The organism is Spirochaeta isovalerica, assembly GCF_014207565.1.
Classification (GTDB): Bacteria; Spirochaetota; Spirochaetia; order DSM-2461; family DSM-2461; genus Spirochaeta_F; species Spirochaeta_F isovalerica.
Genome location: NZ_JACHGJ010000003.1, coordinates 1 through 25,623, shown reverse-complemented (window position 1 = coordinate 25,623; position 25,623 = coordinate 1). Strand labels below are relative to the sequence as shown.

Sequence of the window (25,623 nt, the reverse complement as noted above, 5' to 3'; positions counted from 1 at the left end):
GAGATGAGTTTAAAAGACATAATAGCCCCCTTTTCCGTGTGGAAAAGAGCTCTGGAAAAACCCTATACGAACAGAAAGCCCATTGAAACCCGGCCGGGAGCCGACCGCTACCGGGGATTTCATCAGAACGCCATTGACCAGTGCATCGGCTGCGGAACCTGCGAGGAGATCTGCCAGAACAATGCCATCGACCTGGTTCCCCTGGAAGGGAAGACAAGCTCCCACGGCGATTCGGGGCTGAGGCCGAAAATCGATTACGGCCGGTGCTGCTGGTGCGCCCTCTGCGTGGACATCTGCCCGACCGGCAGCCTGGGAATGAGCAACGAGTACATCTGGATCACCACCGATCCGGAGGACTTCCGCTTTATACCCGGCGGCGAGACCAAGCCCTGGGACGACCGGGCCGAAGGATACAGGCGAGCCGAAGGCTACGATCTTCTCGAAGCGGAACGGGTGGAAATGCCCATGCTCTCCTTTGAGGAATCGCAGAAGAGCTTTATCGAAATGGTTCAGGGCTACAGCAAAGAACAGGCCATGGAGGAAGCGGACCGCTGTGTGGCTTGCGGAATCTGTATCGCCACCTGTCCCGCCCATATGGACGTTCCCGCCTATATCGAAGCGATCCGAAACGACGATATGGGAGAAGGACTGAAAATCGTCTACAACGCCAATCCCCTTCCGGCGAGCTGCGGGCGGGTCTGTTCCCACGCCTGCGAGTATGTCTGCGCCATGAAGCACAAAGGCGAAGCCATTTCCATCCGCTGGCTCAAGCGCTATATCATCGATCAGATCTATCTGGGCGATTACAAGGAAATCCTGAAGAGCGCCGATGAGAGCAACGGAAAGAAAATCGCTGTAATCGGTTCAGGCCCCGGAGGATTGAGCGCCGCCTACTATCTCAGGTTGCTTGGATACGAGATTACCGTATTCGACGCCAACGAGAAAGCCGGGGGTATGCTCCGCTACGGAATCCCCGAATACAGGCTCCCCTACGAACAGGTGGAGAAGGATGTGGAATACATCCGGCAGCTGGGCGTCACCATCAATCAGGACCTGAAGATCGGCGTAGACCGGGATTTCAAAACCCTCTATGACGAATACGACGCCATTTTCTTTTCCACGGGGCTGAAAGATCCCTACGGACTGGAAATTGCCGGTGAAGACCTTCCGGGCGTCCAGTCCGGTCTGGATATTCTCGACGAAGTGACCAAAGGCAAAACTCCCGACATCGGTAAATCGGTTGTCGTCGTGGGAGGCGGAAACGTGGCCATGGACGCGGCCAGAACGAGCCGCCGCTACGGGGCCGAAGTGACCATCCTCTACAGAAGGCGGGAAGTGGATATGCCCGCCGACGAAGAGGAGATCCACGAGTCTCAGGGAGAGGGATGCAAGCTGGTCACCCAGGCCATACCCCTCCGCGTGGAGAAAGGCGACTCGACCAGGCTGAAACTGTTTTTCGGAATGGCGGAAATGGTTGATCAGGGCGAAGGGCAGAGACCCAAACCGGTTCTGATCGAAGGATCGGAGGAAGTCATCGAATGCGATACGGTCATTACGGCCATCGGACAGGAAGCGGATTACAGCTTCATTCCCGAAGAGATCGGCAAAAACCTCGTGTTCAACCGCGGCATGGTTCAGATCAATGAGTTCCGCCAGACCGGAGATTCCAAGATCTTTGCCGGAGGTGATATCGCCAACCGCAAGCGCGATGCCATCAGCGCCATTGCCGACGGGCATTCGGCGGCGAAAGGTATCGATATCTACCTGACGAATTTTAAAGACAAGTAGGTTCGGGGCAGAGGTACAAAACCTCTGCCTTTTGAACCAGATGTTGGTGTCGGGCGAGTCCCGAAACAGAACTCCCCGATGCAAACCTGATCGGCTATAGCAATTTTCCGAACGATGGGATATTGTTACTGCCGATCAGGAACTATAACAAAGGAATAATATGGAAGACCGACAGGAATTGATAAATCAGATACAATCACGCTTTGTCGTGGAACGGTGCGAGCAGGTGGAACAGCTGCTGATGATTATGTCCAATCCGGTCCGCTTTCATATCCTTTGCGCCGTCAGCCAGGGAGCCTTCACCGTCTCGGAGCTGGTTTCCATTTGCGGATCAAAACTGTCAAACCTCAGCCAGCAGCTGAAAATTATGACTCTGGCCGGGTTCCTGGAAAAGGAACGGGACGGGAAACAGATGTACTATAAGCTCAAAGATCAGAGAGTCCTGAAGCTGATCGATTATCTGGAACAGCTCTATTCCTGATCAGAGAATGAACCCCAGATATCCCGCCACCAGCAGCCCCTGCCCCGCCAGATAGGTTGTCATGGTGATGACCCTTTCCATCGGAACTTCTTTTGCAAACTTGTTCCAGGCATTCACCGTATCGGAAACCATAAAAATCATCGCTCCGGCAATAACTGTTACGGCCGGCCCCGCTGCCTGTCCGGGAAGACATAAAACAGCTGAAATACCCATCGCCGCTATAACAACGATATAAACTGTAATAGCCGGAGCCAGTTTTCCCATGTATGGTTTCAGTTTCAGAAATACCAATGCGCAATAGACAATAACGAAACCCGTAAGAGTTATGACAGGCATTGTCAGCTCAATCTTTCCCGCTGAAGCCCTGAAAAAAACCGACATATAAAAAATATGCCCCAGTAGAAAAGCGACAAGTCCCGGCTTGAACCATCGGCGCGTTTTTTCCGGATCGGGGATCATAAGAAACAGATCTCCCAGCCAACCGCCGGCAATAGCCAGAATCATAAGGATCGAAGGATCGGGATTTCCCGCCAGATAATATAAAGCCAGCAGCGGCATGAGGAGAAGTTTTGTAAAATAGCGGATCTTCATAGAACCGATAAACTCTCCGAGAACATGTGCCAGCGAAAAAACGAGATAAGGGATCAGTTGTCCAGTCATGGTTACATTATCGCCGCGCGATTACGACTTTGCAACCCGGAACCTTAAAACCGTTTTCAACTTAGCCGGTTCGGTTTTCCGGAAATCGGAAAGATAGATCTCCCGGTGTGTTTTCGATAACCGCTTCAGCCTCTGCTCCGCAGCGAAAGCCTCCATCTGCCTGAAACTCTCCGGTTCATCATCATAGGATCCCACATGGAGCATCTGGACCACCGGGCCTTCTTCTATTGACTGAAATCTCACTTTATCCAGCAGGGGATGCGGTTTTTTCTTCCCTGTCAGCTCCAGAATCTCCCGAAAGTACTCTTCATCAATAAAATCGGGCTGCCGGATCATAAGCGTAAAGACCAGCTCATCCTTATCTATCGCCCCGTCATAAGTCTGCCGCCCCTCTTCCGTCAGATCCCAGACGCCCTCCAGAGGATAAACCGCATAATCCTGATATTCCGCCGGAGGATTGTCCATTTTCTTCAGATTCATCTTTAAACCGTAGGAAAGCGCATAGAGCTGAGCTATGTATTCGCCGAATGATTCGCTGTTGGGATTCCCCTGTCCGGAAATAGTGAGAAACTGAAACCGGGGAATCTCCTTTAATTCAGGTTTCCTCCCCGGCTGGTAGTAATTTTTTTCCTCTTTTCTCCATTCATGCTTCATCTTAAACTCCAATAAATCAATGATATCCGCATTATAGGAGAACTAATAGGACAACTCTATGTCGTATATGTTACAGAAAGATCAAAACGGTCGTTGCTCATAACTTTATCCCAGGCCATTATAAAATCTTCCAGGAATTTTTCCATGGCGTCATCGCAGGCATAGACTTCCGCCAGAGCCCGCAGCTGGGAGTGGGAGCCGAAAATCAGATCCGCCCTGGTGGCTGTCCATTTCAAAGCTCCGGTCAACCGATCGCGGCCTTCGAATTCCTTCCCCTCTTCGGAAACAGGTTTCCATTCCGTCTCCATATCGAGAAGATTGACGAAGAAGTCATTTGTCAGCACTTCGGGCCGGTGGGTCAGAACCCCTTTCTGGGACTTGCCGAAATTGGTATTGAGAGCCCTTAAACCGCCGATCAATACAGTCATTTCCGGTGCCGTTAATCTGAGAAGCTGGGCTTTATCGAGCAGATAATGTTCAGCTCCGGGACCGCTTATTCCTGTCTGAAAATTTCTGAAAACGTCAACACAGGGCTCCAGAACCGAGAAAGAATCGATATCGGTCTGTTCCTGAGTCGCATCGGTCCGTCCCGGGTCAAAGGGAACCGAAACGGCATACCCGGCATTTTCGGCGGCTTTCTCAATAGCCGCACAGCCTCCCAGAACGATCAGATCCGCAAGGGAGACCTTCTTTTTAAAGTTTTTCTGTATTTTTTCCAGAACTTTAAGCACTTTCTGAAGCTGTTCCGGTTCATTAATCGCCCAGTCCTTCTGCGGAGACAGACGGATTCTCGCGCCATTGGCGCCTCCCCGCATATCGGAACCGCGGAAAGTTGAAGCAGAGCACCAGGCCGTCGAGACAAGCCGGGAAACGGAGAGTCCCGATGACAGGATTTTTTCCTTCAGCTCATCGATATCGTCATCATCTATCAGATTATCCTCTGGAGTGGGAACGGGATCCTGCCAGATCAGCTCCTCTTCCGGAACTTCCGGCCCCAGGTATCGGGAACGGGGACCCATATCCCGATGGGTGAGTTTAAACCAGGCCCGGGCAAAGGCATCGGCAAAGACATCGGGATTTTCCAGATAATGGCGGGCGATCTTCTCATAGGCCGGATCGAATTTCAACGAAAGGTCGGCGGTGGTCATCATGGGACGGAATTTCTTTTCGGGATCATGAGCGTCTTCCACCATATCCTCTTCATCCACATCTTTGGCGAGCCACTGATGGGCACCGGCGGGGCTTTTCACAAGCTCCCATTCATATTTGAACATAACCTTTAAATAGCCCATATCCCATTTAACGGGATTGGGTTTCCAGGCGCCTTCGATACCGCTGGAGATGGTGTCGCCGCCTTTACCGCTTTTGAAGCTGCTCTTCCAGCCGAGCCCCTGTTCTTCCAGAGGAGCCGCTTCCGGTTCCGGTCCCACATGGGCCGCGTCACCGGCTCCATGACATTTCCCGAAAGTGTGCCCCCCGGCTATCAGAGCAACGGTTTCCTCGTCGTTCATGGCCATGCGGGCAAAAGTTTCCCGCACATCTTTTCCCGACGCAACCGGATCGGGATTGCCGTCGGGACCCTCGGGATTCACATATATCAAACCCATCTGTACGGCAGCCAGAGGATTTTCCAGATCGCGGTTCCCGCTGTATCGGCTGTTCGGTTTGTCGCTGGTAGCAAGCCATTCCTGCTCAGCGCCCCAGTAAATATCCTCTTCCGGCTCCCAGATATCCTCCCGGCCTCCGGCGAAACCGAAAGTTTTGAATCCCATCGATTCCAGGGCGCAATTGCCCGCGAGAATCATAAGGTCAGCCCAGGAAACAGCCTGGCCGTACTTCTGTTTGATCGGCCACAAAAGCCGTCTTGCCTTATCGAGATTGACATTGTCAGGCCAGCTGTTGAGAGGAGAAAAGCGCTGGTTCCCCGTATTGCCTCCTCCCCGTCCGTCGCTGACCCGGTAGGTTCCGGCGCTGTGCCAGGCCATGCGGATAAAAAGAGGTCCGTAATGACCGTAATCGGCGGGCCACCACTCTTTGGAATCGGTCATTAAAGCATATAGATCATCCTTTAAGGATTGATAATCGAGGTTCAGAAAAGCCTCGGCATAATTGAAATCTTCATCCAAAGGATTGATAAGATTCGAATTCTGGTTAAGGATTTTCAAATTAAGCTGATTCGGCCACCAGTCTTTATTGGCCATACCTGAATTAGAGCCGCGGCTTGTAGCTCCCGTTACGGGACATTTGCCTTTTTCTCTCATGGAACTCCCCCTGAATTGTGAGAATAAATTGTTTTTGAGTAAATAATTATTTTAAGAAATGAAATATTGAGGTTATCGGAAAGTGTCATACCTCTCCCTTACACTAAGTCTTGTGCAAGGGAATGAGAAAATCAAACGATCTTTCGTATTTTGTGTAAAGATCAGAAAAAAATACACCAATGAGATTCACGACTTTCTGAAACAGAGAGAAATGGAACTTTATGCTGTTATCAAACTCTATCCGCCTATCCCGATCAATGCGGCTCCGGCAATGGCCAGAGCCAATCCGGCCAGCCTGACAGCAGACAATTTCTCCTTGATAAAGAAGCGCTGGAGAAAGACGGTCGGTGCGGGATAGAGAGATGTGAGAATAACCGCGATAATGAGAAACCCCGTGCGAGTCGAAAGCAGATAGAAAACATTGGCCAGCATATCGAGACATCCCCCGGCCAGAATAGTCACCAGAGTACCCTTCCGGGGAATCAGTTTCTGCTTTTTGACCAGGGCGATCGTAAAGAAGAGAGGGACCGTTATACCGCGGGCCGCCAGAAGAGGAGCCATACCTGATCCCTCGCCGGTCCGGGCGATAAAGATGAAAAATCCGCTGAAAGCAATTCCCGACAGGACTCCCAGCTCAAGAGATCTGAGAATATGATCGCGCTTTTCCCCTTTTTCCCAGGAAAGCAGTAAAATGGCGGGAATGGCGACAGCTACGCCGGCCCAGGTCATCAGCGGGGGACGCTCACCGGCGATAAGACCGAACAGTACGGGAAGTGCCGCACCGACAACGGCGGCCGTGGGCGAAACGATAGAGGCAAAACCGGTCGCCAGACCGTGATACAGCAGTCCTACGCCCGATGCACCGGCAATTCCTGCGGCTATACCCCACAAAAGATCAGAGGGCAAAAGAGATTCGGGCCGTAGAAAATAGACCGCCACCAAAGCCGTAACAAGCCCCATAGCCTGAGAAAGTGCGACTACGAGAAGAGCGGAGTTTTTCCGCGATGAAAAACCGCCGAGAAAATCGGCGGTTCCATATGAAAGGGCCGATAGAAGAGCATAGATTATTCCCATGGCTCATCCTATCTGAAATGCATTACCGCATCAAGCAGGCCAGATTCTCCGTCCGCCGCCGGGATTGACGATACTGTCGATCAGAGCCTGCTCATACTTGCTGAGAAGTCCTTTTTCAGCAGCGCCGAAATTGGACTCGAGCTGAGAGATCCTCTTAGCTCCGGGGATGACAACAGACACATCTGGATGGCTGATTGTAAACCGTATAGCCAGCTGGGCGAGGTTTTCTCCGGGGAACGCTTCTTTCAGTTTCTCCACGGTTTCCAGGTCTTTCAGAAACTGTTCTCTCTGTTCGCTATCATCCTTCCAGCTTTTCCGGAAATCATTCTCATCGAATACGCTGTCCCGGGAAAACTTCCCGGTCAGTAATCCCATGGCCAATCCGCCGCGGATTATCGTGCCGACATTCTTCTTCCGGCAGAAGGGAAAAATTTCATTTTCCGCCATTCTGTTGAGTATGCTGTAATCTATCTGCAAAGTGTCGCCTTCTCCGTTTCCGAAGAAAGCTTCAATAAAGGGATAATCGCTGGAACTGACTCCGAAAGCCCGGATCTTTCCCTCTTCCTTCAGTTTCATAGATCCTTCGATAAAGGTTTCCATGGTCGGTTCCCTGAAGTTTACATGCCATTGGAGCACATCGATATAATCCGTATCGAGGCGTTTCAGATTGGTCTCGACACCTTCTTTGACTTTTTCAACTGTCGTGTAGGCGGACTGTCCTTTATCGCCGTCAAAATCAAACCAGCCGATTTTGGTTCCCAGAACGAATTTATCACGCCGGCCTTTCATGGCCTGGCCCAGGAGCACTTCGCTGTGTCCGTCGCCGTAGACATCAGCTGTATCAAAAAAATCTATACCCAGTTCGAGAGCGCGGTCTATCGTACTCAGAGACTCCCGGTCCTCAGTAGGCCCCCATTGATTTCCGCCCATGGCCCACAGACCGATTCCGATGGGATGAACTAATATTCCGGAATTGCCAAGCTTTCTTTTTTCCATTGAGTTATGCTCTCCTAATATTATTTTATTAGAATATAATAAAAATCATATGGAGAGACAAAAATATAATTCAAATCAAATATTTTATAAACCCCAGGTAAAAGGAAATGCTTCCGCCCAGAACGAAAAGATGCCAGAGCACATGGGCATAGGGAATTTTCTTTATAAGATAAAAAAACACGCCGACCGTATAGCATCCGCCCCCGATGGCCACCCACATAAGCAGTCCCGGGGGAGCCGCGCGCATCAACGGCCTGAGGGCGACAACGATCGTCCAGCCCATGGGGATATAAAAGAGATCGGAAATGATATGCTTTTTCCGTCCCATTATCAGTTTGAAAGCAATTCCGAGAATAGCCATGCCCCAGATCACTCCGAAAATAGACCAGCCCCAGGCTCCCTTGAGTGCGATAAGCGCCACGGGAGTATAGGTTCCTGCTATAAGAAGGTATATAGAAGTCTGATCGACGACACGGATTACACCGTGAATATGCGGTTTGTCCGTGAAAAGATGGGTCAGCCCCGAAGAAAGGTAAAGCAGTATCTGAAATGCTCCGTAGAGAGAAAAAGCGACAAAATGGGTGGCCGTTCCCCCGCTCTGACCGGTTAGATAAAGAAGAAAAACCAGCCCCCCGATGCTTAGCCCGGCGCCGATATTATGAGTCAGAGCATTAAGCTTTTCTTCAGTGGTATGGATTTCCATTAAATAGATGTCTCCTTCCCTTCCATTATGAACATTACCAGCCGACGTGAACAGGAGAAAGAGAAAAAAGGGAGCGGTTCAGCCGCCCCCCTTGATGGCTTTATTTAATCGGATAGCAAATTTCAGTCTGCAATTCCTCTTCCTTCACTTCCATGGGAGAATTGAGATAGTACTCATACATCCACTCCGTCACGTCCAGACCTTTCTCCTTGACATAGCTCATCAGGCTGTTGTAGGAATCCTCGAGCTTCGCATAAGGACCGACATGGACAGTGGCCGCCACTTTCCCGGCGGGGATTTCTCCGGTTTTAATCCGCCCCTCCCCCTCATCCTCAGAGACGATGGGAAAACCCATCTCCACATCAAGAGCCTCCATATCCATATTGTAGTACATCGCATAAGGGGCTCCGGCAAAAGCAATGCCCTTCCGCCCCATATAAGCGCCCAGCTCTCCGTAGACTTCACCCATAATCTCCGGCAGTTTTGCCGCGGGGGCTGTCATTCTGATCATAAGAGTCTGCTGTCTTTCCACATTTTTAATTTCCATAGTGATCTCCTCTATTTGCCGTTCCGCCGGTCTGGGAAGTCCCTGTCCGGCCCGGCTTGTTTTGTTGATCTCATTATGGAACGGCATATACGACACCCCTATGTCGCAGATATATTTATTTTCAGTATTTTTTTGCGATTTTCTCAGCGGACCGCTTCAGATTCTCTCTGACATGGGGCGGATCGATAACTGTGACGAACTCTCCATAGGACAATAGAAATCCATACATCCAACCGTCTTCCGGCATGGAAGCTTTAACGATGAGGCTTCCTTCCGGTCCTTCGCTGCAATCGTCGGGGCAGTGAAATTCCTCAACAATGGCCCGCATGGGAGCATCGAAGCGCAATGTCAGCTCCGTCGTGGGAGTGGATTTGTTCTTTTCCTGCTTCGAAAGATACTCTTCGAAAGAAATATCTTTGCGTTTGAAACGCGTCGGAAGGATTTCCGGGTCGCGCATCCGGGAAATCCGGAATGTCCGGAAGTCCCCCTTTTCGCAGCACCAGGCGAAAAGATACCAGGCCCGCCATTTGAAAGCTATGGTCAGAGGCTCGACAGTCCGCCTGATCGATTCCAGTTTATTATTGGTGTAGGTAAAACGGAGCAGCCTCTCCGAATCGACTGCCTCTTTCACGACTTTAAAGGATTCCTGATGTCTCGGATCCCCTCCGAGCATAGTGAAGTCGATTGACAGCTTCTCATTCCTCTCGGACAGAAATTCCGTCTGACGCGATGGTATGAGCGTTTTCATCTTCTCCAGGGTATTGTCGATTTTATCGTCCGCCAGTGTTTCCGAAACACTTTTAAGAGCCGTGATGATGTAATAGAAGTCTTCAACGGACACGAGCTGATTGTGGATTTTAAAGTTTTCCATAATCCCGTATCCGCCGTTGGGACCCTGAATCGTTACAATGGGAATTCCGGAGAGCTCAATGGCTTCCATATCGCGTTGAATTGTTCTGGTTGTTACGCCGAACCGCTCGGCGAGAACTCTGGCACTGACCAGATCGCGATTGAGCAGATAGACGATAATTGAGAGGAGCCTGTCTATTTTCAGATCTGAAATTCCTTCAGATTGCTGTTCATTTTACTCATCAGCTCTTCATTTTCCACACATTTGTCATTGAGATCAACAATGGATTTATCGATTTCCTCTATGGCCAGCTGAATTTCAGATATGCCGTTCGTAGTTTCATTGGTCAGGCGGTTCACCGATTCCATCGATCCGCTGATATTGTTGACATCGGAGACGATCTCCTCCGTCTCATCGGAAATGTCCGTCATCGATTGGGAAAGATGGGCTGTCGATTTCAGGATTTCCTGAGATCCGATTGACATTTCTGACATGGACGCGGCGATTTCCGAGAGTGAATGGAGGAAAACATCCACTTCTGATTTAACGTCCTGAAAAGAACTGATGCTTTCGCTTGAAGCTTCCGACGCCGAACCGATTCTCATTCCCGCTTCCTTGAGAAGGGTATTGATCTGTTTGGCGTTAACCGATGAAGACTCCGCCAGTTTTCTGATCTCATCGGCGACAACAGCAAATCCCCGCCCGACATCGCCCGCATGGGCGGCTTCTATGGCGGCATTCATAGCCAGAAGATTAGTCTGGGAAGCGATTCCATTGATAATTTTGGTGATATTTTGTATATCCTCAGCAATTTGGGCCACTTCTCCGATCATCCGGTTAGTGTTGTTTATCTGGCTTTCGCCATTTTCCGTAACCTTGTTGAGATTCTCCGCCGCCTTTCCTCTTTCCTGGGCGATCTGAGCGACACTCTGTATTGTTGAAATCATCTGCTCAATAGCGGTCGTGGCTTCCTCGACGGAAGCTGTCTGGGTGTGAACAGACTCTTTGAACCGGTTTATCACTTGGAAAATATCCGCTGTAGCCTTACTGGAATTATCCACCTGCTCCAGGAGCATATTGGTTTTCTTATTGATGGAGTTGATGTTGGCATTTATTTCCGTAGTGGCAGCGGCTGTTTCCGATGCGGTGGCAACGATGGATGATGTCAGGTCTACGCTCTGTTCCGATACATTCTGCGCCCTCGAAATGAGCTGCCGGAAAGCCCCGATAGCTCCATTGATAGAACGGGAAACACGACCCATCTCATCTTTTTTTCTGTAATCGATATCAGCCCGCAGATCACCTGTTTCAAGACGGGCGGTCTCATCCATGATAAATTTCATGGGGACGGAAATAGATCTCAATATGATAACGGCGATAATCAGTTCAAGCAGCACGACAGCTATTGCCGTAATCAGAATATTGACCACATTTCTTGTATTGGATGCCGATAAAAGAGTTTTCTGTTCGACCAGAAAGTTATCCATTCTCTCAATTTCATCATTGAGGGTAGAATCGAGTTTTGTATTGACAGAAGCCAAATCCGCAATGGCCTTGACGATGGCAGCCTCCGACTCGGTTAAATCCAGGAAAGCGATAGAATATCTGTTGAGCAAAACAGCCGTCTCGGTATCGGCGGGAAGCATATTCTTTAATTCTGTCAGCTGCTCTCTGAAAGGCGCGATAAAATCAGTATTGCCTCTGAGGAGATAATTCAGTTCGAGAACCCGTGTTTTTTCAAATGCCTCCAGAACCTGGAAAGATTGACTTTTATTCATTTCCACGTTGAGAGCTGCGGTAATGCGGTTCAGTTGCCCTCTCATACCGCTGTTTTCTGCCAGACCTCTCTCCGATTGAAGTTGAAAAACTTTTTCCGCGGCGGTCTTCAGTTCGCCGATCTGCTCAAGCAGACCGGACCGGACTTCGGCTGTTGAATCAAGGAATTCCCTGTCATCGAGATAACCGTATATTTGCTGATCAAAAACAGAGATTTCTTCAACCAGATCCTCCATGGCGCGTATCTGATCACGAACCAGATAAAACTCGTTCTGATCCAGCTCCATCAGAAAGGCTCTTATTTTATTCTGAGAGACATTCAGCTTCAAATTGATCTGATTGAGATTGTAGGTTTTCCCCGAAATGGTATTGAGAAAAAAGCTGTAACTGTCCACGGTTCTGATCAGGATAAGAGTCATGCTGACGGAAATGATGCTGATCATCAGAATCCCTGATATAACCATCAGTATCATTTTTCTTCTGAGATCGAAACCTCTTTTTTCCATTTTGCTCATGGGGATCTCCTTCTCTATATATTATAGGCGTACTTTGGCTGACTTTCACAAATTCATAAGAGGATATCACACCTGCGAATGGAAAAACGACCTGAAAAATAGGAATTTTTCCTATATCATTTCATAAAAGAACACTGTATTTTTATGATATATCCCTTTGATGTACTTCTAAAGGGAAAGGCAGGAGAATATGGTTAATACGGAAAAGATAATGATGAGTTACCTTCAGTGTCCCCATTGCGGGGAATTTCACAAGTACAACCTGTCAGACAAATCGGAGAAACTGGTGTGTCTCTATTGTGAAGAAGTGTTTTCAACGGCAGATTTTCAACCCTACGCCATTGCATACCGGAAAACGGTTCAACCAGTCACCGCAGTTTAACCACAAGAGCTTTCAATAAAACATCGTAGTTTTCACATACATCAACATCAGTTGGAAGATCCGGGAAAAATGCGGGGCTGACTTCAAGCCCCGCATCTCTGTTTCCTTTAATAAGGCTTATACAGCCATCATATCGGCAATGTCGTCCGCTACGGATCCCACTGCTTTTATATCAAAGTTCTCCACAAGGACTTTGGCCACAGCAGGAGAAAGGAATGCCGGGAGAGTCGGTCCCAGTCTGATTCCCTTGACTCCCAGGTGAAGGAGAGCCAGCAGAACCGTAACAGCTTTCTGTTCATACCACCCGATATCGAATGCGATTGGAAGCTCATTGATATCTTCCAGGCCGAAAACCTCTTTCAGCTTCAGGGCGATGACCGCCAGGGAATAGGAGTCGTTACACTGCCCCGCATCGAGAACCCTCGGAATTCCTCCGATGTCTCCCAGATTCAGTTTGTTATACCTGTATTTCGCACAGCCCACAGTGAGGATAACCGTATCGTTCGGCAGCTCCTGAGCCACATCGGTGAAGTAGCTTCTGGCATTCTGCCGTCCATCACAACCGGCCATAACCACAAACTTCTTAATTGCACCTGTTTTGACAGCGTCAACAACCTTATCGGCCAGAGCCATAACCTGATTGTGGGCGAACCCGCCGATAATTGACCCCTTCTCTATTTCAACAGGCGGTTCGCAGGACTTAGCCAGTTTAATGACTTCGGAGAAATCCTTGGCTCCGCCTGCCGCACGGTCTCCGATATGTTTAACTCCGGGGTAACCGGAAGAACCTGTCGTAAAAATTCTGTCCCTGTATTCATCCTTCACAGGAACGATACAGTTGGTAGTCATTATAATGGGTCCGTTGAATGAGGCGAACTCTTTATCCTGTTTCCACCAGGCATTCCCGTAGTTACCCACAAAATGATCATACTTTTTAAAAGCCGGATAATAATTGGCCGGAAGCATTTCGCTATGGGTATAAACGTCGACACCCGTGCCTTCTGTCTGCTTCAGAAGCTCTTCCATATCTTTCAGATCGTGGCCGGAGATAAGAATTCCCGGATTGGTTCCTACGCCGATGTTCACCTCTGTAATTTCAGGATTGCCGTAAGTCTCTGTATTGGCCTTATCGAGAAGAGCCATCGTCGTAACAGCTGTTTCGCCGCACTTCATAACTATGGCGACCATTTCATCAACTGAAAGATCCATTGTCGTTGAAGCCATGGCTTCGTAAATGAAATTATAGATAGAGGGGTCTTCAAAACCCAGAACATCGGCGTGTTCGGCATAAGCGGCCATTCCCTTAACGCCGTAAGTGAGAAGTTCTCTCAGCGAACGGACGTCTTCGTTTTCCGTGGAAAGAATTCCGATGGCTGTCGCTTTAATATGATAACCGGCAGGATTGCTGACCGTCCAGGTGGCAGCATCATGCCTATTCCCAGAATAACCGGCTTTCTCCGCCAGACGGTCCCGCAGGACCAGCCCTTCTGTGATAAGGGCCTCGATTCTGTCATCATCAAAATTGGCATTGGTGATTGTCGCGAAAAGGGCGCGGATAACGTACTGCCCGACAGAATTCTCTATTTCACCTTTTTTCGCCAGTTCATTGGCATAAATGGAAATTCCCTTAACCGTGTATACCAGAAGGTCCTGAAGGTTTGAAGTTTCTTCCGGTTTCCCGCACATTCCGATTTTTGTACAGCCCTTGTTCCCGGCTGCTTCCTGACACTGAAAACAAAACATACTCATTCTTTTTACTCTCCTTGAATTGCACAAGCCGGTTCAAAGCCGGTTGCTTCTGCTTACAGGAGTGAGATTATCAGTCTTTTTTTATCCATTCCGTAACATGTGTTACATGTTAAACATTTTTATGATATTTTTAAGAGATGGAAAACAGGGATATCGCCATACTGGCGTCCAGTCCTCTCTTCAAAGGCATCGAAGTGGAAGAGATCCGGACACTGATGGAATCAATAACTTATCATATTCTGACTTTCAGCAAAGGCGAGATGATTATGATCCGGGGAGATCTTTATGATTCCCTCAGGATCTTGCTGGAAGGCGAAGTATCGGCAGAGATACAGGATTATACAGGGCGGACAATCAAAATAGAAAACCTGAAAGCCCCCGATGCCATGGCTTCGGGAATCCTGTTTGCCGATGACAACACTCTCCCGGTAACACTTATATCGCAGAAACCGATACGCCTCATCTCCATCCCTAGAGAGGATGTTCTGTCCCTGGCGCAAAAGAGCAGAGAATTTCTACTCAATTACTTCAGTGATTCAGGCAACAAAGTGGCCTTTCTGGCAGAAAAAATCCGTCTGTTCAAATTCAAATCATTAAGAGAAAAATTCACCGGATACATATTGAGCCTCTCGGCAAAACAGAAGAGCGATACAGTCTCGCTCCCCTATTCCAGGGAGAAACTGGCTGAACTGTTCGGCGTAGCCCGCCCGTCACTTTCGAGAACCTGCTCGGAACTGTCGGATGAAGGCCTGGTGGAGCTTAAAGGGAAAACAGTCCGGATTCTGGAAAAAGAAGCTTTAAGGCAGATTTTAACCTCTAATATCTGAATGTGCCGGCCAGTGTGAAAAACTGATCCCTGAATCTGGCAAAATTATCGGGGTTTGATGAAAAGGTCAGGATATAGGCATTATTATCCGTTACGTAGAAAATCTGCAGCTGCTGAACCTGAGTGGAACCGATATACCCCCGGATTATATGGTAATTTTCAGCGGTTTCCAGCATTTCAAACTTCCCGTAAACGCTTTTCAGGCCTTCCTGACTGAGAGATATATAATCGGACAGAGAAATTTTATAGGGCAGAGCTTCAATGACCAGATTGGCATTTTCCTGAAAAGTATCATTGGGCTCCAGGGGCGAAAAGATAAAAAAGACACTGGGAGACTGGGTATACTGAACCATCCAACCCAAAGGAATATCAATCTTTATATTCCCGTAGGAAGCGGTCATCTTATCCTGGGAAGCAAGTATCACATTCATTGACACTATCAAAAAAGCAGCTAATACAATCTTCTTCATAATATTTTCCTTACTTAATTTTCAGCCTTGCCGAACAGGCTGTCAAAGGGTATGTGCTCGATAATCGCCCTGTTCCGATATGATCTGTCGTTGAACACCTCATAAATGATATCGTGATAATAGAGATAATACATGGGAAAATCCGACTTGGGATTATCGTCCTCTATACGGACAAGATCGACTTTCTGTCCGGATATGACGTAAATCATATTCACCAGAAGCAGCGCCATATCATTTCTGTCACCGATTCCGTCCGATATAGTCCTCTCGGGATTTTTGATGGATAAATCGGATATTCTCTCCAGTTTGACATGCACTCTCATCCATCCCCTCATTCCGCGGATCGTTTTGTACCTAGCCCATTCCCTATGGGTAGTGAGTGTAAATTCTCCCCTGCCCCGCCCGTCTTCCGCCAGGTAATCATCGATATCAAAGAGCCTGTGCGGCACTTTTACCTGCCTGTCAAAAACATGTATATACCGGGGAATCAAAGGAGTGACCGCCAGAAAGAAAAGGAACAGGACAACAAAAAAACCGCAGAAAATGAGAAAAGAGATTTTAAAAGAATGGCTGACCGAATCCAGAACTGTCTCCTTTACCTGAATATATCACAGAACCAATAGAAGTATATCAGGCTGACTTGAACTGTCAAATCATATAATTTAATTCTATACTACAAGCGAATGTTAACCAATTCAGTGAATATTTTTAGTTAAAATATAAATAATCAATTCTTTGACTTGACGGAAGGAAATTACAATGGCTAGTTTACTAATATGATATATAAAATTAATTCCTTAATATATATACCGTTTTTACTGCTGTTTCTCATATCCTGTGATGTTGCAACAGGAGGCGGAATCACCGAAACAGTGGATATCGCCGGAATTCCCACAGGCGCTAACTGGTTTGTCAGAGATATCCGGGATACGGGAGAAAAAGAGGAACTGACCTATATTGTCCTGACCAAAACGGGAGATTATACATTCTCTCTTCTGCTGGAACGGTTTTATGATGAGACTTCTTCAGAGAAATATGATTTTGCAGATCGGTATTATATGGATATTTCCGCAACAGCAGATGAAGATCATATTTACTGTTCTATTACCGGCATTAAAAGCGGTTACCACGATTCGATGAAATTTGCCGGTGATCAGGAATATACCAATCTGTTATCGGACCTGGGATATTCGGGGTTTACTTTGGATCCCCTCAATATAAACAATTATATCGAATATATAAAACCTGACGGACAGAAATACAGATTGTCCCGGGAATTGGCCTATAAACTGGAAACCACCGAAGAAAGAAATCATGATGGAAAAACCCGGACAGGAACTTACAGAGAGAATGTTTACTACTACCCCTACAATAATGAAGGCTTCAGACTGCATATCTCCTGGTCATTTACCTACAGATCTGATTCAAACGCACGAGTCAGTCTATCAGGATTATATGATGCCTATGGAACCAGGACCGCCGGGGATGCGGAGGGAGTTTTCTCTTGCGAGATAACCGGATTTTCCAATATAGCCTATCCCCGCTATTTCTATTCAGAAACTCTCTATTCCCCGATGTTCGAGATAAATGTAGACAAGCTCGGTTTCACCGAATTCACAGAACGGAAAGTCGGAGCTGATACAATCCTTGAAATAGATTCCCATAACGATGATGATTATTCATGGACTTTAGGTATATCTCCCCTTTAGAGGAATTCGTTCAATCAATATAAATAATCAAAAGATCCCGGAAGTTGACGTGAATATATCGACTATCTGAGAATTTTATTCATATTAATTCCGGTTTCTGTAAAACCTATTTTTTTATATAGCCTGGCCGCACTTTTATTTGTATAAGCCACACGCAGTTTTATTTCCCAAATATCACTTTTACTTAATATTGATTCTAAATGAAGTAAACTCATGGATCCTAATCCTTGATTTCTGTTTTGGGGGAAGATATAAAAATCATTTATAAATGCGCAATGCTTTTCTTCATCAATCGAATACCAGATATATCCAACCAGTTCTTTAATTCCCGATTCATCAATTTCAATACCATAAAGATGGTTATTTTGATTAATATCACTATCTTCGAATGATGTTTTAAAATCATGTGTCGCTATAACCAGGGATTTATCTTTTGAGTACATGTAGTTTTCTGACAATTCCTGACTATATTCGTCTATAAAACAATTTTTATATTCCAGGAACTCATGAGTATTTAAATCTCTGAAACTTATCATATTATATTCCTTTTCTGATTTGGCTTAATCATTTTTGTGATTTAAATCTATCAACCTTAAAAAACCAGTTCACATAAATATGGATTATCGCTTTCTTTCTGAATAACTATGCTGCATCTGGAACTTGGAGAATTGATGATATGAGATTTCCAATGGCAGCGGAACCATTCTTTTCCTTCAATATGCATCTTAAGCAAGCTTTTCCGCATTTTACCCCTAATCCCTGTAGCATTTAATCATATCAGATTATATTGAATTTCATAAGGAGCTGGTTAAATGAAAACATCTATTGAACATATATCGGAAGAATCAGAAACGGAAGTGGTCATCTACTGTCACGCTATTGATGATGAAGTATCCGCACTTCTCACATATCTCGATTCCCCGCCGACAGCTTTGTTCGGCGAAGTTGACAAAGAGCTTCACTTACTGGATCCGGAAAAGATCTATTATGTAGAGTCTTTTGACAGAAGAGTCTTTATCTATGGGGAATGCGACAAATACATAAGCCGGAAAAAACTATACGAACTGGAAGAGGAATTGCCGAAACATCAGTTTTTCCGAGCGTCGAAGTGGATGATCCTCAATACAGGGAAGATCGAATCGGTTCGACCTGTCATCGACGGAAGAATGGAAGCGATGCTAAAGAACAAAAAGAAAGTCTATATCTCGAGAAAATATGTCGGGGATTTGAAATCCATATTGGGAATTAACAGGAGGAAATAATATGTCATTAAAAGATCATTATTGGAAAATGTTCTGGGAAACGGCGGCTGTTTGCGGAGCCATATTGCTTGTCTGGACACTGGTCCTGCAATTCAACAATATGGAAGTTCTCGGGAGGAGAAACCTGTGGCAGATGATATTGCTTGGCGGCGCAGTCGTCTTCAGAATGGAATCGCTGGTCAATTTCCATAAACTGGAAGAGCACCTTATGCGTATCAATTATCTGATAACTTCCGTTCTGGCCGATGCGGCGCTTCTTATTCTTTTCTATCATTTCACATCGGGAGGGAAAACATTCGCCGGAAAAGGATGGCTTATATTCATCGTATATGTAATCGCAAAAAGTCTCTTCTATCTTATGAGTTATCTGATCAATTTCCACAGCGCCAGGGAAATCAATAAAAAACTCAAAGTAAAAAATACAGAATAAATACGCCGGAGATTAATTTCTCCGGTTTATGATTCAATGGGTCTTCCGCAAAAACATGTTTTGGTATCCCTATTTGAAATATGCAAAATGTAGAGGCTAGTATTTCTTTCTTATGATCTTAACAATTCTATTATTTATAATTTCTGATAAATTCCAATAGTAGAGTTTAGAGTCGGTTGTGCTGTAGAATTCAACAAAAACAGTATCAAGATCTTGATCATACTTTGCAAAACTTTGATAACCGGGAACCCAGCCACCATGTTCATATTCATAAATAGAAGAGTAAATCTCCTGTTCTCCCGGTTTAAACAATGATCCTTCATTCAATGCCCTTATAAATATACCCACATCTTCTGCCGTAGCTACCATGCCATGTTCGTCAGCCTTTAAATCAAAAGGATGTCCTACATGATATCCACTCATAACTTGATCCATATTTACCTCATTTAATGAACCATAGGTATTGTTTAGATTAAGGGGCAATAAAATTTCATCATGTATAAATTGAAAATTCGGATAACCCAAAACATCATCCATGATCTTATTAATCAGAAGGTAATTCGTGTTACAATATTCATAGTCATCCCCAGGATTAAAATTAGCCGGCATTCCTTCAATTAACGCAAGACTTTCTTCATAAGTTCCAGTTGGCTCAGCCCAGAAATTCGGAGAATCTGTGTAATTGGGGATTCCGCTTCTGTGCTGGATCATTAGTCTAAGGGTAATTTTTTCGGCATTTTCAATTCTGCTGACAAGCTCCGGTAAATAATCAGCAATGGTTTTTTCCAAAGAAAGGCGTCCCTCGCTAACTAATTTAGTAACAGCGACGGCATCATATAATTTGCTGATGCTGGCAATTTTAAACAAGGCATCAGGTTTGGCTGGTATCATGGACTCTCGATTGTGCCAGCCTGCAGAAAGTAATTGCGGTTGTTTGCCGGCCTGGTCAATATAGACAATCATTCCGTCAAATCCATGATTAATGGCTTCGTCCAGCTGTTCTTGAACCGTATCAGGCAATGGCAGAATCCACGCTTTTACCAAAAGCCATGGTACGAAAAATAAAGAGACTATCGTACCTATCAGCAATGCTATTCTGATTATTTGTTTCGTATTTTTCTTTGTCATAATACTCCGGTAGGACAGGATTTCTGCCATAGGAAGTTCTGGTTTATGCGTTCGATACGTTGCATTATGCTATTTACTCATATTTATTACAGTACGACCTTTCAGTTTTCCTTGAAGCATCAATGAGATTTTTTGATCAATATCATCTAGAGAAATTTCATCGTAAGAATCCATTAACGAATCCGGTTTCCAATCAGACGCTAATTGCTTCCAGACTTTCTCTCTGTAGATCATTGGCAAGTTCTGAGAATCAATACCAATTAATGTTACTCCGCGTAAAATAAAAGGGAAAACAGTTAATTCTAATTTTGCAGAGGCAACATTTCCACAGCATGTTACTGCGCCATTCTGTTTTATGGACTTAATAATATTTTCCAAAATGATTCCACCAACAGTATCAATTGCACCAGCATATATTGTTTTCAATAATGGCTTCTTTTCTAAAGCTTCAAAATCTTTTCTCATTATTATTTCTTCTGCACCAAGATCCGACAAATATTTTTTTTCTGTTTCTTTTCCTGTGATGGCTGTGACTGAATATCCTAATTTCTTTAGAATAGCGACACTTATAGTACCGACGCCTCCTGTTGCTCCGGATACAATAATTTTCCCATCTTCCGGTTTAACTAATTCAGTAAGCCTCAATATTGATATTCCTGCAGTTAATCCTGCAGTTCCATAAATCATTGCTTCCTTCATTGATAAATTCTCAGGTAATTTAACTGCCCATTTTGAAGGGACTTGTATGTATTCGCCAAACCCTCCATCAGTATTCATACCAAGATCGTAACTTGTAACGATTACCTTGTCTCCAATCGTAAATCTTTGATCCTCTGATCGTACAATCTCTCCAACAGCATCGATACCTGGTGTATGAGGGTAACTTTTTGTTACCCCCTTATTTCCGGAAGCTGATAATGCATCTTTATAATTTAATGAGGAGTAATATACTTTTATTAATAGATCTCCTTCAGGAAGATCATCAATCTTTCTTCTGGTAATTTTTCCAAGGTAATTGTTCTCTTCTTCATTCACTACGTAAGCTTTAAAATCAATATCTTTCATTATCTCTCTCCTCGGATTATTAAAATATACAGGTTAATTACCTAATTTTAAGTCAAAACAGTAAAAAAACCATAGTTTGTATGTTTAGATTCATCTGGTTGCGATGAGGATTTGCAGCAACCCTGTTGAGAACTGTACCGGGAATCGGACCTATTCTTTCTCTTGTCATTCTCTATAAAATCTATGATATAAACCGGTTTGAAAATGTTGGGAATTTCATCTCTTATTCCAGACTTGTCAAATGCTCTCACGAATCGGCTGGAAAGAGGGTGTAAGGCGGCCATAACAAGATTGGGAACATAGCCACCAGCTAATAAAGGAAACCGAATAGGTGCAATGGTATTTCACATTTAGATCCGTATAAAATATCATCTTTGACTATATACCCGTTTTCTGGATTTTCTTTCAGCTGTTTTCTATCTTTATTCTTACCTCCAATTTCGAATAAATTTCCATCTATTTCAAAATCACCGATTTTACTTACATGGATATTATTCCCTGAGTTTTTGACCATATTAATAAAAAAAATCTCTCTTATAGTTCCTATATGCGATGCAAAACCGATTTCATTTGTTATTGAGGAATATAGATCGGGGTTATCTAAATACATTTTTTCTGTCTGCTTTAAAATTTGGCTTCCAGCTATATTCATAGATAATAACGTGATCAATCCTGTTTCCTGTAATATCTCCAAATAATTTTGAACAGTCCTATTATCAAGTCCAATGTTCCTGGAAATACTATTTCGGTTTAGTTCTCCTGGCGGTATTGTAGCCATATAAGCCAGTATCCGTTTGAAATTGGATAGATTTTCTGTTTTCAATTTATAGTGATTTGAGATGTCTTCAAATATTGTCTTATCAATAATTCTCTGGATCTTCTGGCTGTATGAGTCCTTACCTTCCAGCACAAAAGGGTAGTATCCTGCACCGAGATACTCCTTGAAATAACCTTTCAATTTCTTTATTTCACCGATTTTAGACTCAAATAAAAATCTATTATTAATAATTTCCTGGAAAGAAATTGTTCCGGTATCAGCTATATCATTGAATAATAGATATTCTCGAAATGATAATCCCCCAATTCTGTAAATTACACCTCTCCTTGATAAATCGTATGTTCCCTTTACAAGATCTATGCTGGAACTTCCTGAGAATATAATCTTTATATCCGGGTATGAATCATAGAGGTTTTTTAATTCCTGGTTCCAATGCGGGTATTTATGAATTTCATCCAGGAAGAAATATCTTACCCCATAATCCTCATACAGAGTATTTACAAATTCAAGTAAAGTGTTTTGGGAGAAGTAAATATTATCAATTGATGCATAGATGCATTCATCGATATTTGGTATTCGTTCTTTTATGTACTGAAGAAGTAAGGTTGTTTTACCTGTACCTCTGGGACCAATTAATCCTGTTAGTCGATTATCTGTATTGAAATCAGAGTATATGTATCTATGGTGTGAATATTTAGTATATTGTAGGAGTCTTTTATAGGTATTTATAAAATTGCTTATCATTTGAGTACACTCCAATAATTATTATCATATATTTGATTGTACTCTAGTTTTCTAAAATATCAAGCCTAGATAACGAGCCTGTAGAATAACCCTTGAAAAGGTCGCTTTCACCAGAAGGGCATCTCTAATATTGGGTTTCCCTGGATATTCCCAGATCTTTCAATATTCCAATCGGGGCAGGTTCACACCCATTATACGGTCTCTCATCAATATTCTCTACTTTTCTTTCTTTTTCATATCCCATACCGGTTAATTTTCCCGATATTGTGGACTATGCAATACAATAACCATTGGTTATTGACCTTCTGTCTGCTCCGAAAAGAGAATCTATCAAGTTTAAGCGTCCCTCTAATATGTCCAAAGACCGGCTCGACTATCCCCATTCTTTTTGAATAGAGACTCCGCCCATAAGCTGTATCGATTTTTCTTTTCATTTTCTCTGTCGCGTTTTCAACCTTATCAAAGATTACGACTTGTCTTGCTTTTGTGTTATTTTTTCTCAAGCACTTGGACCGCAAATTACAGTTTGTACAATTCTTTATATGTCCCATAATTTTCTTGCTTTTTAACAGAACCCATGTACTGTAGCAGGGGTAAGAATACTCCGCTGTGATTGGCAGAACTGCAAGAAATTTGACAATAGAAATGTCACGTTCATTTGCTTGTTCTATGGTGTCTTTATTATTTCATCTATACTTTCATTTTTTGCATTACTGAAAACGTCTTAATTATTTCATCTTTTTCCAGTAATTGATTAGTAATATATTTGTGAAGAATGCTATTTATCAGTGTCTGATAAGGAATACCCTCTTTTCCGGCTTTTTCCTTTATTTTTTCAAGGTCATAGCTGGCTATGCGTAGGCTGATAGCTTTATTTTTCTTAGCAGCATCAATAAGGCCTTCAATTTTATTCCTCTTTTCAGCGGAAACAGGTCCTAGATTCTCAATATCATTCTCTATTTCCAATTCTTCTGGTAATAACTGTTCCATTCTATATACCCCCATATTTCTTATGGTACTTACGCCTTGGAAAAGCCGTTTTAAGAACAATCTCTTCTTTATCATTGATAAGAAACGGTACAATCCAAGTGTAATTGTTTAATTCCATAATAAAATATAATTGTTCTTCTCATGTTGGATTCTCAAGTATATCGATGTATTGCTTATTAAGAATCTTGTCTGCAATTACTTCGAATGATGTGTTTCGATTGAGTTGCAACCATAAATTCTTATCTTCAACCCAGATGATATCCATATTTTAAATATATATTCCACGTATATACATTGCCAACCTTTCTCTGAAGCATAATCTTCCACCGGAGGTTATAAATCACAACACCGGATTTCTTTGCATACTTTCTAATTAAAATTTCTATATTGTTAATATATAAACCAATTTATCAACTCAGACAAAAGCTACTGTTCTGATTCTTTCCATTCTGAGTTTTATATTGCCCAAATTTCTTCATCCTCCACAGGAGGATTTTATATGTTCCGAATTTGAAAAAGAAAAACCGTTCTACAGAAAAAATGTTCTGATACGGATTTTATCCGTAGAACGCCAAAATCAGCTGCAACTTTGTCCCGAAGGGTTGGCGCGTCAGGTGCGAATGCAGCTGGCGTGACAAAAAAGTCGTCAGTTGCATTTTTTTGTTCTACGGTGTTCTTATTATTCCCAGCTCATATGAAGCTTTCTATGATGATTCGCACAGTCCTCTAAATACAAGTCTATTAAATTCTGATATGGCATACCGCTTTCTTCAGAAAGTTCTTTGAAATATTCAATTGTATCTACTGCTATTCTAATGGTGATCTGTTTTTTCAGTTTTTTAGCATAGGGATTTTTTCTTGATTTCATTTTTGAAAAATCATATTCTTCTTTCATTCTCTTACCCCTTATAATATTGTTGTTCATTCTTGGTTGCTTTTCTGGCTGAAATAATCCGAATTTTTGATCCCTTTTCGCGGATGCAATGACAAACAAGAATTATTCGAAAATGATGACTCCTACCCAATAAAAGAAATCTATCTTCTTCATCTGAGTGGTTTTCATCATAGAATTCGATCGCATTTTCGTCGTAGAAAACCGATTTTGCTTCATCGAATGAGACTCCATGCTTTTCTTCATTGATAGAATTCTTGTTATCATCCCATTCAAATGATATGTATTTCATAATTATATAATAATTATATTCTTGAAAATTGTAAAGGATCAATTTTTGGAACGCAAACTTAATAATTGAAAGGGGAACCTATAAATCACAGACACCGAAATCAATTCCAAACGTTCCGATTCTACTTAATGTTTTGAAAATATATGAATATATATATCAATTCAGAATAACTTTACGGTTCTGAAACTTTCCATATTGATTTTTTCTATAGCCCATTATTTTCTTCATCCTCTGCTGGAGGATTATATTCTTTCTTAATAATCTTCCACCGGAGGTAATAAATCACAACGCCAATATTTATTACATACTTTCCATTCTAATTCGTATATTGTTAATTTATGAACCAATTTATCAATTCAGTAATCAGTATCTGTTCTGGTTCTTTCTTTTTTTGATTTTGCAATAACCAATAATTTTTCATCCTGCTCAGCAGGATTTATATGTTCCGAATTTGAAGAAAGATACAGTTCGACATAAACCACATTCTGATACGGATATATCCGTAGAACGCCAAAATCACCTGCAGACCGTTAAGCTGGCGCAAATACTGCCGCGAAGCGAAAAGCAGTATTTGTGACAGTAGGGCTGTCAGGTGCATTTT

Annotated in this window: 27 protein-coding genes and 1 pseudogene; 8 read left to right on the top strand and 20 right to left on the bottom strand. The window is 43.9% G+C overall.

Features of this window, described 5'->3' with window-relative positions; genetic code table 11:
- The first annotated feature begins 3 nt into the window (after positions 1-3).
- Positions 4-1,788, top strand: a complete 1,785-nt coding sequence (locus tag HNR50_RS09660; RefSeq protein ID WP_184746400.1) for an FAD-dependent oxidoreductase — start codon at positions 4-6, stop codon at positions 1,786-1,788.
- Positions 1,789-1,948: 160 nt separating this feature from the next.
- Positions 1,949-2,269 (top strand): ArsR/SmtB family transcription factor, encoded by a 321-nt coding sequence (locus tag HNR50_RS09655; RefSeq protein ID WP_184746398.1) that lies wholly within the window; start codon positions 1,949-1,951, stop codon positions 2,267-2,269.
- On the opposite strand, the gene HNR50_RS09650 is transcribed toward HNR50_RS09655, so the two are convergent.
- The 9 genes from HNR50_RS09650 to HNR50_RS09610 form a co-directional block, all read right to left on the bottom strand.
- On the bottom strand, positions 2,270-2,929 hold the full coding sequence (locus HNR50_RS09650; RefSeq protein ID WP_184746396.1) for a lysoplasmalogenase: 660 nt from the start codon (positions 2,927-2,929) through the stop codon (positions 2,270-2,272).
- Between the two features lie 21 nt (positions 2,930-2,950).
- Positions 2,951-3,583, bottom strand: coding sequence for a GyrI-like domain-containing protein (locus tag HNR50_RS09645; RefSeq protein WP_184746394.1), 633 nt, complete (start codon positions 3,581-3,583; stop codon positions 2,951-2,953).
- A 56-nt stretch (positions 3,584-3,639) separates the two neighbouring features.
- Positions 3,640-5,844 (bottom strand): catalase/peroxidase HPI, encoded by a 2,205-nt coding sequence (gene katG / locus HNR50_RS09640; RefSeq protein ID WP_184746392.1) that lies wholly within the window; start codon positions 5,842-5,844, stop codon positions 3,640-3,642.
- A gap of 237 nt (positions 5,845-6,081) precedes the next feature.
- Positions 6,082-6,918, bottom strand: a complete 837-nt coding sequence (locus HNR50_RS09635; protein WP_184746390.1) for an EamA family transporter — start codon at positions 6,916-6,918, stop codon at positions 6,082-6,084.
- Positions 6,919-6,948: 30 nt separating this feature from the next.
- Positions 6,949-7,914, bottom strand: a complete 966-nt coding sequence (locus HNR50_RS09630) for an aldo/keto reductase (protein ID WP_184746389.1) — start codon at positions 7,912-7,914, stop codon at positions 6,949-6,951.
- Between the two features lie 70 nt (positions 7,915-7,984).
- On the bottom strand, positions 7,985-8,617 hold the full coding sequence (gene trhA, locus HNR50_RS09625; protein WP_184746387.1) for a PAQR family membrane homeostasis protein TrhA: 633 nt from the start codon (positions 8,615-8,617) through the stop codon (positions 7,985-7,987).
- A gap of 100 nt (positions 8,618-8,717) precedes the next feature.
- Positions 8,718-9,251: a GyrI-like domain-containing protein gene (locus HNR50_RS09620; protein WP_184746378.1), complete on the bottom strand. Its 534-nt coding sequence runs from the start codon at positions 9,249-9,251 to the stop codon at positions 8,718-8,720.
- A 34-nt stretch (positions 9,252-9,285) separates the two neighbouring features.
- Positions 9,286-10,194 carry a helix-turn-helix transcriptional regulator gene (locus HNR50_RS09615; RefSeq protein ID WP_343060173.1) on the bottom strand — a complete coding sequence of 303 codons (909 nt, stop codon included), beginning with the start codon at positions 10,192-10,194 and terminating at the stop codon, positions 9,286-9,288.
- A 20-nt stretch (positions 10,195-10,214) separates the two neighbouring features.
- Positions 10,215-12,305, bottom strand: coding sequence for a methyl-accepting chemotaxis protein (locus HNR50_RS09610; protein ID WP_184746376.1), 2,091 nt, complete (start codon positions 12,303-12,305; stop codon positions 10,215-10,217).
- 190 nt (positions 12,306-12,495) lie between these two features.
- On the opposite strand from HNR50_RS09610, the gene HNR50_RS09605 reads away from it, so the two are divergent.
- Positions 12,496-12,687: a hypothetical protein gene (locus HNR50_RS09605; RefSeq protein ID WP_184746374.1), complete on the top strand. Its 192-nt coding sequence runs from the start codon at positions 12,496-12,498 to the stop codon at positions 12,685-12,687.
- A gap of 117 nt (positions 12,688-12,804) precedes the next feature.
- Here the strand turns inward: HNR50_RS09605 and hcp are convergent, their stop codons facing one another.
- The gene (gene hcp, locus HNR50_RS09600; protein WP_184746894.1) at positions 12,805-14,430 is read right to left on the bottom strand and encodes a hydroxylamine reductase; all 1,626 of its coding nucleotides are present in this window, start codon (positions 14,428-14,430) and stop codon (positions 12,805-12,807) included.
- Positions 14,431-14,573: 143 nt separating this feature from the next.
- On the opposite strand from hcp, the gene HNR50_RS09595 reads away from it, so the two are divergent.
- A complete protein-coding gene (locus tag HNR50_RS09595) occupies positions 14,574-15,263 on the top strand; it encodes a Crp/Fnr family transcriptional regulator (RefSeq protein ID WP_184746372.1) in 690 nt (229 codons plus the stop codon).
- Here the strand turns inward: HNR50_RS09595 and HNR50_RS09590 are convergent.
- Both HNR50_RS09590 and HNR50_RS09585 read right to left on the bottom strand, forming a co-directional pair.
- Positions 15,253-15,732, bottom strand: coding sequence for a hypothetical protein (locus HNR50_RS09590; protein ID WP_184746370.1), 480 nt, complete (start codon positions 15,730-15,732; stop codon positions 15,253-15,255). The two genes, HNR50_RS09595 and HNR50_RS09590, sit on opposite strands and share 11 nt — an antisense overlap.
- Positions 15,733-15,746: 14 nt before the next feature.
- On the bottom strand, positions 15,747-16,181 hold the full coding sequence (locus tag HNR50_RS09585) for a hypothetical protein (RefSeq protein ID WP_184746368.1): 435 nt from the start codon (positions 16,179-16,181) through the stop codon (positions 15,747-15,749).
- Positions 16,182-16,508: 327 nt separating this feature from the next.
- Here HNR50_RS09585 and HNR50_RS09580 point away from each other — a divergent pair, with 327 nt between their 5' ends.
- Complete coding sequence (locus HNR50_RS09580; RefSeq protein WP_184746366.1) at positions 16,509-17,441, top strand: hypothetical protein; 933 nt, start codon at positions 16,509-16,511, stop codon at positions 17,439-17,441.
- A 62-nt stretch (positions 17,442-17,503) separates the two neighbouring features.
- Here the strand turns inward: HNR50_RS09580 and HNR50_RS09575 are convergent, their stop codons facing one another.
- Positions 17,504-17,977 (bottom strand): GNAT family N-acetyltransferase, encoded by a 474-nt coding sequence (locus HNR50_RS09575; protein WP_184746364.1) that lies wholly within the window; start codon positions 17,975-17,977, stop codon positions 17,504-17,506.
- A 276-nt stretch (positions 17,978-18,253) separates the two neighbouring features.
- Between HNR50_RS09575 and HNR50_RS09570 the strand changes: the two genes are divergently transcribed.
- Both HNR50_RS09570 and HNR50_RS09565 read left to right on the top strand, forming a co-directional pair.
- Positions 18,254-18,703, top strand: coding sequence for a LytTR family DNA-binding domain-containing protein (locus HNR50_RS09570; RefSeq protein ID WP_184746362.1), 450 nt, complete (start codon positions 18,254-18,256; stop codon positions 18,701-18,703).
- 1 nt (position 18,704) lies between these two features.
- Entirely contained in the window at positions 18,705-19,133 is a 429-nt protein-coding gene (locus HNR50_RS09565) for a hypothetical protein (RefSeq protein WP_184746360.1), read from the top strand.
- Between the two features lie 96 nt (positions 19,134-19,229).
- On the opposite strand, the gene HNR50_RS09560 is transcribed toward HNR50_RS09565, so the two are convergent.
- Together HNR50_RS09560 and HNR50_RS09555 are read right to left on the bottom strand one after the other, a co-directional pair.
- The gene (locus tag HNR50_RS09560) at positions 19,230-20,261 is read right to left on the bottom strand and encodes a serine hydrolase domain-containing protein (RefSeq protein WP_184746358.1); all 1,032 of its coding nucleotides are present in this window, start codon (positions 20,259-20,261) and stop codon (positions 19,230-19,232) included.
- Positions 20,262-20,330: 69 nt separating this feature from the next.
- Positions 20,331-21,326, bottom strand: a complete 996-nt coding sequence (locus HNR50_RS09555) for a YhdH/YhfP family quinone oxidoreductase (protein ID WP_184746356.1) — start codon at positions 21,324-21,326, stop codon at positions 20,331-20,333.
- A 122-nt stretch (positions 21,327-21,448) separates the two neighbouring features.
- Between HNR50_RS09555 and HNR50_RS09550 the strand changes: the two are divergent.
- Positions 21,449-21,592 (top strand): annotated as a pseudogene (locus HNR50_RS09550) (transposase); the annotation flags it as partial.
- Between the two features lie 44 nt (positions 21,593-21,636).
- Here HNR50_RS09550 and HNR50_RS09545 read toward each other — a convergent pair.
- The 5 genes from HNR50_RS09545 to HNR50_RS09525 all read right to left on the bottom strand — a co-directional run bounded on the left by HNR50_RS09545 (position 21,637) and on the right by HNR50_RS09525 (position 25,022).
- Positions 21,637-22,848: an ATP-binding protein gene (locus HNR50_RS09545; RefSeq protein WP_184746354.1), complete on the bottom strand. Its 1,212-nt coding sequence runs from the start codon at positions 22,846-22,848 to the stop codon at positions 21,637-21,639.
- A 233-nt stretch (positions 22,849-23,081) separates the two neighbouring features.
- Positions 23,082-23,399, bottom strand: a complete 318-nt coding sequence (locus HNR50_RS22830; protein WP_184746352.1) for a transposase — start codon at positions 23,397-23,399, stop codon at positions 23,082-23,084.
- A 139-nt stretch (positions 23,400-23,538) separates the two neighbouring features.
- Positions 23,539-23,838 carry a CopG family antitoxin gene (locus HNR50_RS09535; protein ID WP_184746350.1) on the bottom strand — a complete coding sequence of 100 codons (300 nt, stop codon included), beginning with the start codon at positions 23,836-23,838 and terminating at the stop codon, positions 23,539-23,541.
- A gap of 679 nt (positions 23,839-24,517) precedes the next feature.
- A complete protein-coding gene (locus HNR50_RS09530; protein ID WP_184746348.1) occupies positions 24,518-24,733 on the bottom strand; it encodes a CopG family antitoxin in 216 nt (71 codons plus the stop codon).
- Between the two features lie 4 nt (positions 24,734-24,737).
- The gene (locus tag HNR50_RS09525; RefSeq protein ID WP_184746346.1) at positions 24,738-25,022 is read right to left on the bottom strand and encodes a BrnT family toxin; all 285 of its coding nucleotides are present in this window, start codon (positions 25,020-25,022) and stop codon (positions 24,738-24,740) included.
- Between the last annotated feature and the right edge of the window lie 601 nt (positions 25,023-25,623).

Coding starts and splice junctions, on each gene's coding strand:
- HNR50_RS09660 (WP_184746400.1), top strand. CDS start 4: ATGAGTTTAAAAGACATAATAGCCCCCTTTTCCGTGTGGAAAAGAGCT.
- HNR50_RS09655 (WP_184746398.1), top strand. CDS start 1,949: ATGGAAGACCGACAGGAATTGATAAATCAGATACAATCACGCTTTGTC.
- HNR50_RS09650 (WP_184746396.1), bottom strand. CDS start 2,929: ATGACTGGACAACTGATCCCTTATCTCGTTTTTTCGCTGGCACATGTT.
- HNR50_RS09645 (WP_184746394.1), bottom strand. CDS start 3,583: ATGAAGCATGAATGGAGAAAAGAGGAAAAAAATTACTACCAGCCGGGG.
- katG (WP_184746392.1), bottom strand. CDS start 5,844: ATGAGAGAAAAAGGCAAATGTCCCGTAACGGGAGCTACAAGCCGCGGC.
- HNR50_RS09635 (WP_184746390.1), bottom strand. CDS start 6,918: ATGGGAATAATCTATGCTCTTCTATCGGCCCTTTCATATGGAACCGCC.
- HNR50_RS09630 (WP_184746389.1), bottom strand. CDS start 7,914: ATGGAAAAAAGAAAGCTTGGCAATTCCGGAATATTAGTTCATCCCATC.
- trhA (WP_184746387.1), bottom strand. CDS start 8,617: ATGGAAATCCATACCACTGAAGAAAAGCTTAATGCTCTGACTCATAAT.
- HNR50_RS09620 (WP_184746378.1), bottom strand. CDS start 9,251: ATGCCGTTCCATAATGAGATCAACAAAACAAGCCGGGCCGGACAGGGA.
- HNR50_RS09610 (WP_184746376.1), bottom strand. CDS start 12,305: ATGAGCAAAATGGAAAAAAGAGGTTTCGATCTCAGAAGAAAAATGATA.
- HNR50_RS09605 (WP_184746374.1), top strand. CDS start 12,496: ATGGTTAATACGGAAAAGATAATGATGAGTTACCTTCAGTGTCCCCAT.
- hcp (WP_184746894.1), bottom strand. CDS start 14,430: ATGTTTTGTTTTCAGTGTCAGGAAGCAGCCGGGAACAAGGGCTGTACA.
- HNR50_RS09595 (WP_184746372.1), top strand. CDS start 14,574: ATGGAAAACAGGGATATCGCCATACTGGCGTCCAGTCCTCTCTTCAAA.
- HNR50_RS09590 (WP_184746370.1), bottom strand. CDS start 15,732: ATGAAGAAGATTGTATTAGCTGCTTTTTTGATAGTGTCAATGAATGTG.
- HNR50_RS09580 (WP_184746366.1), top strand. CDS start 16,509: ATGATATATAAAATTAATTCCTTAATATATATACCGTTTTTACTGCTG.
- HNR50_RS09575 (WP_184746364.1), bottom strand. CDS start 17,977: ATGATAAGTTTCAGAGATTTAAATACTCATGAGTTCCTGGAATATAAA.
- HNR50_RS09570 (WP_184746362.1), top strand. CDS start 18,254: ATGAAAACATCTATTGAACATATATCGGAAGAATCAGAAACGGAAGTG.
- HNR50_RS09565 (WP_184746360.1), top strand. CDS start 18,705: ATGTCATTAAAAGATCATTATTGGAAAATGTTCTGGGAAACGGCGGCT.
- HNR50_RS09560 (WP_184746358.1), bottom strand. CDS start 20,261: ATGACAAAGAAAAATACGAAACAAATAATCAGAATAGCATTGCTGATA.
- HNR50_RS09555 (WP_184746356.1), bottom strand. CDS start 21,326: ATGAAAGATATTGATTTTAAAGCTTACGTAGTGAATGAAGAAGAGAAC.
- HNR50_RS09545 (WP_184746354.1), bottom strand. CDS start 22,848: ATGATAAGCAATTTTATAAATACCTATAAAAGACTCCTACAATATACT.
- HNR50_RS22830 (WP_184746352.1), bottom strand. CDS start 23,399: ATGGGACATATAAAGAATTGTACAAACTGTAATTTGCGGTCCAAGTGC.
- HNR50_RS09535 (WP_184746350.1), bottom strand. CDS start 23,838: ATGGAACAGTTATTACCAGAAGAATTGGAAATAGAGAATGATATTGAG.
- HNR50_RS09530 (WP_184746348.1), bottom strand. CDS start 24,733: ATGAAAGAAGAATATGATTTTTCAAAAATGAAATCAAGAAAAAATCCC.
- HNR50_RS09525 (WP_184746346.1), bottom strand. CDS start 25,022: ATGAAATACATATCATTTGAATGGGATGATAACAAGAATTCTATCAAT.